This window comes from Acinetobacter sp. CY05, from assembly GCF_059515805.1.
In genome coordinates this window covers 26,568-34,029 of the sequence record NZ_JCAKMW010000024.1, presented here as the reverse complement: position 1 = coordinate 34,029, position 7,462 = coordinate 26,568, and the positions used below count along the sequence as shown (strand labels likewise).

Genomic DNA, 7,462 nt, shown 5'->3' with positions numbered 1-7,462 from the left:
TGTAGTGGTTTAATAAAGTTGGACACCAATTTAGGTGATAATGTATTCACCAAAGAGGTGCTCAATGAGAACAAGACGAACATTTACTCCAGAATTCAAATTAGAAGCAGCAAGCCTTGTACTTGATCAAGGCTATTCAATTTTACAGGCCTGTCGTGCTTTAGATGTTGGGCAGACAGCATTAAAACGTTGGGTTGATCAACTTCAATTTGAACGAACAGGACAATCTCCAACAATGCCTGCTCTAACAGCTGAGCAAAGGGAAATACAACAACTTAAAGCTCGTATCCATCAACTCGAGCAGGAGAAGATGATCCTAAAAAAGGCTACAGCTCTCTTAATGTCAGACGAATTCAAACATATGCGTTGATTGATCAATTAAGAAAGCTAAGCTCTGTTAAATTAATCTGTCGTGCCTTTGGTGTACTGCGTTCAAGCTATTACCATTACCGTTCAACAAGTAAAACTCCTCATCCAGATCGTATCAAGCTTAAAGTGATGATTAAAAGTCTATTTAAGCAAAGTCGTCACTCTCTTGGTAGTCGGGGAATTCGATTTATGTTGTTGAATCAGGGCATTAAGATTGGACGCTATCTGGTACGTAAGTTAATGCGTGAATCAGGTCTTGTTTCCAAACAACGTAAGAAGTACAAATATCAAAGCAACGTAGCTGAAGTCCCTGCTGTTCCAAATATATTAAACAGGCAATTTAAACCTGTTCAGCCTAATCATGTGTGGAGCAGTGACATTACCTATATTTGGACAGGTAAAACATGGGCTTATCTTGCAGTTGTTCTTGATCTGTATGCTCGTCGAGTGATTGGTTGGTCTATGTCGTCCCAAGCAGACCAACATTTAGTCATTAAGGCATTAGATGAAGCATGGCATCGGCGAGGTAAACCGAGTGGCGTGATCTTCCATTCTGATCAAGGCAGCCAATATAAAAGCCTTTTAGTTCGGCATAGGTTGGCGTGCTACGCCATGCAACAAAGTATGAGTCGTAAAGGAAACTGTTGGGACAATGCCCCAACAGAAAGGCTTTTTAGAAGTCTCAAGACTGAGTGGATTCCCAAATTGGGATACAGCTCAATTGAAGAAGCGAAGCTAGATGTTGGTCTGTATCTGATGGAATACTACAATCAGATACGACCTCATCGATTTAACGATGGTATCAGTCCTTGTCAGGCTGAAAATGAACTTAAAACTGTGTCCAATATTTGTTGACCACTACATATTATTCTATTATTTCGATATAAAAAATAACTTAACTAACCCGAATCATGGATAAGGAATTCAGTTGAAAAAAAAGATGACTGAGTTGATAAGTGAGTTACGACACAAACCATTCAACCAGCCATCCTATGTTCGAGTTTACAACTTTATTCTGCACGATTGATGATTTTTTTCAAAAAAATGAAGCCATCTATTGGAAGTATCTAAAACAAGAAAATTCGAAGATCAGACAGCGATCAGGTGTTCTATGCCTATCTGAAATCATCTTTATTGCTGTTTGGTACAAAAACTCTCAACTTCATCATTTCAAAGCCTTTTATGGCATGCTACAGCGCTTCTACTCTAAGCTTTTTAAAGGCTTGCCTTCCTATCAGCGGATCGTGTATTTGATCAATCAACATCAATTTGCACTGCAGGCATTGCATATTGCTTTAACTTCCAGCACTCAAACAACATGTGCTTGGGTGGATTCTACAACTCTACCCGTATGTAAAAATCAGCGTATTCAGCGCCATAAATCTTTAAAACAAATTGCCACACGAGGTAGAAGCTCAATGGGTTGGTTCTATGGATGCAAATTGCATGTATTGGTGGATGCTCAGGGTCAATTTATTCCGACCCAACTCTCGAATGGCCACACTTCAGATATAAAGCTTCTACCGAAGCTCGCTCAAGGTTACATGGGTAAGATTTTCGGTGATCGTGGCTACATCAGTGAGATTTTAAAAGATAAGCTAGGGGTGCAAGGTGTTGAATTGATTACGTATCATCGCAAGAATATGCGACGAGTGCAGCTATCATCAAAGGATGAAATCATGCTGAGACAGCGCAATAAAATAGAGACGATCTTTAGCTTATTGAAGCAGCAATACAACCTAATAAGCAGTCGCCATCGTTCCATTTCAGGTTATTTCGCTGGAATTTACGCATCCTTATGTGCTTATCAAATCTGTCATCAAAATAAGCCTCAATTTATAAAGATGTAAAATCAGGCTTATCCATGATTCGGGTTAACTACTTCTAATTTTAGTCTAAAACAGAGACTTAAATCTCTTTTAACTTTTAATAATAATTAAATAATAGTGAGTTAAATCTACTCTTAGTCATAATAATATTTTAAATTTGCAAACTGTTTATTAGTAGAACTTAAGGAATTAAAAATGGCTACAGAAGCAAATCACATCACACATCAATATATTGACTTAAGTAAAATAAATTTTCTCTCCACTATAGAAAAATATGCTAAGGACCACCCTAAAAAGATAGCGATTGAGATGGAAGGTGTTACTCTAAGTTATGGGGATTTAATCTATAAGGCTAAAATTTGTTCAATAAAGCTCTCAAAATTTATATTAAGAAAGGAACAACCAGTAGCTATTATCTTAGAACCTTCTATAGATAATATTGTGGCACAGTTGAGTATTTTGTATTGTGGTGGAACATGTGTTCCTTTAGATATTAATCAGCCAACTCTTAGACTTCAGAGTCTAATTAATAATCTTGATATCAAAGTTGCTGTTAGTAGAGAAATTACCGAAAACTCAATTCACGCACAACATCAACTAACAATTAATGAACTCTACTCACAGCTAAATAATAGTGACTCTCTCTCCACCGATTCTACAATAATTGATCTAGAACATAGAACACATATTCTTCATACATCTGGTACTAGTGGCGTTCCCAAAGCTGTAGAAATACTGGCAAAAGGTATTTTACGTTTGGCTTTCAATACAGATTTTTGCCCATTTAATAGTAGTGATTCCGTAGCACATATTAGTAATCCAACTTTCGATGCATCTTTATTTGAAATTTATGGAGCTCTTTCAAATGGGTGCACCCTTCATATTTTTCCTAAAGATCAAATTTTAGATGTATCTTCCTTTGCTTCTGGCATAAAAGAAAAAGAAATTTCTATTATGGCAATAACTACATCATTGTTCAATTTAATGGCTTTTTCTAAGCCTGAAGCATTTCAAGGAGTGCGCTCTATTATCGTAGGGGGTGAACCTGCTAATGCGGTTGCTATGAAAGAGGTTTTACTTAATTCTAAGGTACCTAATTTGAGAAATGGCTATGGTCCTACTGAATGTACGACATATGCTACGACTAGACATGTGACTTTAGATTACTTAAACAGTAACATAAGTATTGATATTGGTACCCCTATCAACAACACAGAAATATTTATTATCGATAATGAATTACAAGTTGTTGAAATAGGAAAAATAGGTGAAATCGTGATTGCTGGTGACGGAGTGGCTAGATCTTATGTAAACAATGCGAAGGATCTGAGATTTACGACATTAGAGCAGAACGGCACTTCATACAAAATATATAGAACCGGCGACATTGGATTAATTGATAAAAATGGCTATATACAGTGCCACGGTCGTAAAGATAATCAAGTTAAGATTCGTGGACATCGTATCAATTTGGAAGAAATTGAGCAATCCATTCTAAAAACAGGCATGGTCAGTTCAGTAGTCGTTGATATTATTAAGTCAGACAATAGGAATATTGAATCTTATATCATAGCTTACATAGTTCCTAAGTTTAAGGATTTAGCGAAGGATTTAAGAAAGAGCCTAGTTCAAGTATTGCCTAGTTATATGATACCAAGAATTTATATTACTGATCACATTCCATTAAATCCTAATGGGAAAGCAGATAAAAAAGCCTTACATCAACTCTCAATCTCTAAGCGCTCCAACTTTGATAATGAAGATAAAAGTCAAACTATCAGTAAAATTAGAGAAATATGGTGTAAGACATTAAATTATTTTGATATTTCTGAGGAGGATAACTTCTTTGATTTAGGCGGAAGTTCACTGCAAGTTGCAACCTTAGTGATTGATATAAAACAAGAGTTTAATGTGAACATATCAATATGTGAACTTTATAAACATCAAGTCCTAAAAAGTTTGGCAGAACTAGTTGAAAATAAAATTAATCATACAGATGTTGCTGCGTTTGACTCGATCTTAGATACCTTAAAGGAAGATGGGAGGTCACCATTACCAACTATTGACCAAAATTTTTTACCGATTAATTGGATATCTCATCAAGAAGGTCGAGTTTTCTTAACGGGTGTAACGGGGTTCTTAGGTGCTTTCTTTTTAGACCTACTCTGTGAAGATAGTGATGTGAAAGAAATATATTGTTTGGTTAGGGCCGACACATCGGAGGCAGGCTTAGAAAGAATTTTGGAGAATCAGAAAAAATATGATCTATGGAATGAACGATCTTCTGATAAGGTAAAAGTTGTTTGTGGTTGCTTAGATCAAGAGTACTTTGGTCTAGCAAAAGATGAATATAACCTTCTTAGCGAGAAAATATCATGTATTTTCCACTTAGGTGCGCATGTGAATTACATTCAGCCTTACTCTGTTCATAAACCCGCTAACGTCACTGGTACTCTCAATATCTTAAAATTTTCTACTGATTTTAGAGTAAAACCGTTGCATTACACGTCTAGTATTGCTGCTTTCGGTCCAACAGGTTTCTTTAATAAAGTGAATTTTTTGTCTGAAAATGAATCATTAGATGATCATTTGAACTGTTTACAATATGACACTGGATATTCTCAAAGCCAGTGGGTAGCTGAAAAAATTATGGTAAGTGCTCAAGCTATCGGGCTACCTATTAATATTTATCGTCCTGGTTTTATCATGGGAGACAGTAAACGAGGCATTGGTAATGAAAAAGATTTTGTGGCTCGCTTTTTAAAAGGCTGTATAGAGATAGGAGCATTTCCCAAACTAGAACGTCAGAAGAAAGAGTTCATTTCTGTAGACTATGTGAGTGAATGCCTTTTAAAACTAGCAAAGCAAATGACCTATTCTCAGAGCTATAACCTAGTTCCGCTTGATCCTCATAAATCGATTAACTTAATAAAGTTACATGAATATCTACTGGAATACGGTTACTCATTAAAACTGGTAAACTACAGCGATTGGTTAAATATTTTAGAGGAGTCAGGACATCTTTATGAAAATCCTCTACTTCCATTACTTCCCATGCTTAAGGAGCCAGTTTATAACTCTATGACTCGCTGGGAGGTATATGAGGATATGCCAGTATATGATACAGCGAATGTAAAAAAAGCATTAGGAAATAACTTAATCTCCCCTACCTTGGATGAGGCGACCTTACATAAATATCTCAATTATTGGCTTAAGAGTGGATTTATCCAAAGAAGACCGAATTAATTTTTCTAAGTCATACGAGCCCTCATTTGGGGGCTTTTCTGGATAAATGTAATAATTTAGGTTGTTTTTTAATCGTTTATGCTTAAATATTACTCATTTTTAAGATTAAGAAACTTCATGTAGCTTAGATATAATTTGAAAAACATTTATTTAAGCATTTGATAACTGGTCACTTTCAATACGCCCATCGACCAGTTTGATGGTTCTGTCGCAGGTTGCAGATAAGCGTGGATCGTGGGTCACCAGTAAAACGGCACAATCTTGCTGCGCATTGACTTCACGAAACAGTTCAAAGACTTCTGTGGCGGTCTGAGAATCTAAATTGCCTGTTGGTTCATCAGCAAGTAATAAAGCAGGTTGGGTAATTAAAGCGCGGGCAATCGCAACACGCTGTTGCTGGCCTCCTGAGAGTTGACTAGCTTTGCGTTTTGAGAAATCCTTTAACCCCACAGCATCAAGCAAATAGTGTGCTCTTTCAACCGCTTGTTTATTGGGTTTACCATGGACCAACATCAGCGGCATGAGTACGTTTTCAATAACACTAAAGGCTTGAATGAGATGATGAAACTGGAAAACAAAACCAATGCTCTGTCCACGTAAGCGAGTGCGTTCTTGATCATCCATTTGGCGAGTGGCCTGACCCAGTAAATAAATCTCGCCTTCGGTTGGTTGATCCAGTAAACCTAAAATATTGAGTAAAGTACTCTTGCCTGAGCCAGATGGACCAATTAAGGCAGCAAAATCATGACGTCTAATGGTCAAATCAAGCCCATGTAACACTTCAATTTCATTGGGTTGACCAATATTATAAGATTTCTTTAAAGCTTCTAAACGAAGTACTTCATCATTAGACATGGCGAATGGCCTCTACCGGGTCAAGGCGTGCAGCACGGCGTGCAGGAATAGCCGCTGCGACTAAACCACTTAATGTTGCCAGCAACAGTGCTGAGATAATTAGGGTTGGCGAAATGGGAATATAGAATAATCCTGGTCCAAATTGGTTAAATGACCATACTAAGGCATAACTTGTCAAAATACCGACCAGTGAACCCAATAGGCCAAACACGGCACCTTGGATCAAAAAAATCACTAAAATTTGCTGACGACTGGCGCCTGTAGCACGCAAGATGCCAATTTCACGGGTGCGTTGTACCACGCTAATTGAAAGTACGCTGGCAATGGCAAATGCCACAGAAATGCCAACAAATACAATAATCATATTGGTTGACAAGCTTTGTGCAGAAATAGCATTCATCAGTTGGGCATTGCTACCAATCCAACTCTCTGACTTTAAACCGGTTAGACGCTGCATTCGTGCTGCAACAGCTTCAGCTGCAAAAATGTCTTGAATGCGTAAATCAATCAGCGTGACGCCTCCGGGTAGATCAAGCAGTGATTGAGCACGTTTTAAGTCAACGTACATATAACGAGAATCGAGTTCACGTACGCCTAACTCAAAAATACCGGCGACATTCATCACGGCATTTACATCAAGCCCATTATCTAAACGTATTTTACTGCCCACTCGTACGCCTAAATCTTTGGCCATTTCACTGCCAATCAGTACATCATCGGCTTTTAAACGTAATTGTCCACTGGTGATGTACTCTTGTAAGGGCACAATACGCTGATAACGCGGCAAATCAATGCCCATAATGGCAACTGATTGAATGGCTTCACCACGTTTGACTAAAGCAGGACCAGAAACCATGGGTGAAACAGCCTGTAAATCTGGAATTTTATCTAGATTTTCGACCACTTCTTGCCAATTGTTAATTGAACGCAAGCGTTGAGCGCGCTGGTCTTCATAGACCAGCTGGACCGCATCTTTGGTTTCTATAATACGATTGATTTCATCGGGTGCTGATAAGCTGATATGCGCTTGTGTCCCTAAAGTCCGTTCAATTAAGTTGGCTTGTAGACCTTGAATTAAAGCACTAATAAAGACAATGACCGCCACCCCAATGGCAACCCCACCAATAATCATTAATGATTGACTACGACCTTCACGTAAAAAG

The 7,462-nt window shown here is 37.8% G+C and carries 5 protein-coding genes; 3 read left to right on the top strand and 2 right to left on the bottom strand.

All coding sequences use genetic code 11. The annotated features are described in order from the left end of the window. The first annotated feature begins 40 nt into the window (after nucleotides 1-40). The 3 genes from AC5YCD_RS13530 to AC5YCD_RS13520 all read left to right on the top strand — a co-directional run bounded on the left by AC5YCD_RS13530 (nucleotide 41) and on the right by AC5YCD_RS13520 (nucleotide 5,444). Nucleotides 41-1,224, top strand: a protein-coding gene (locus AC5YCD_RS13530; protein WP_496129453.1) for an IS3 family transposase whose coding sequence is annotated in 2 segments (ribosomal slippage) — nucleotides 41-317 and nucleotides 317-1,224 — 1,185 coding nt in all. Because the reading frame shifts where the segments join, the coding sequence is not laid out codon by codon here. Nucleotides 1,225-1,361: 137 nt separating this feature from the next. Beyond that, entirely contained in the window at nucleotides 1,362-2,219 is an 858-nt protein-coding gene (locus tag AC5YCD_RS13525) for an IS982 family transposase (protein ID WP_496130528.1), read from the top strand. 174 nt (nucleotides 2,220-2,393) lie between these two features. After that, nucleotides 2,394-5,444 (top strand): thioester reductase domain-containing protein, encoded by a 3,051-nt coding sequence (locus AC5YCD_RS13520; protein WP_496130527.1) that lies wholly within the window; start codon nucleotides 2,394-2,396, stop codon nucleotides 5,442-5,444. A gap of 150 nt (nucleotides 5,445-5,594) precedes the next feature. Here the strand turns inward: AC5YCD_RS13520 and AC5YCD_RS13515 are convergent, their stop codons facing one another. Continuing rightward, complete coding sequence (locus AC5YCD_RS13515; protein WP_496130526.1) at nucleotides 5,595-6,299, bottom strand: ABC transporter ATP-binding protein; 705 nt, start codon at nucleotides 6,297-6,299, stop codon at nucleotides 5,595-5,597. Further along, a complete protein-coding gene (locus tag AC5YCD_RS13510; RefSeq protein ID WP_496130531.1) occupies nucleotides 6,292-7,431 on the bottom strand; it encodes an ABC transporter permease in 1,140 nt (379 codons plus the stop codon). The genes AC5YCD_RS13515 and AC5YCD_RS13510 overlap by 8 nt, the downstream gene beginning before the upstream one ends. Nucleotides 7,432-7,462 lie beyond the last annotated feature (31 nt).

Excerpts from the sequence above, each read along its gene's own strand:
- AC5YCD_RS13520 (WP_496130527.1), top strand. The coding sequence starts at position 2,394 with ATGGCTACAGAAGCAAATCACATCACACATCAATATATTGACTTAAGT.
- AC5YCD_RS13525 (WP_496130528.1), top strand. The coding sequence starts at position 1,362 with ATGTTCGAGTTTACAACTTTATTCTGCACGATTGATGATTTTTTTCAA.
- AC5YCD_RS13515 (WP_496130526.1), bottom strand. The coding sequence starts at position 6,299 with ATGTCTAATGATGAAGTACTTCGTTTAGAAGCTTTAAAGAAATCTTAT.
- AC5YCD_RS13510 (WP_496130531.1), bottom strand. The coding sequence starts at position 7,431 with ATGATTATTGGTGGGGTTGCCATTGGGGTGGCGGTCATTGTCTTTATT.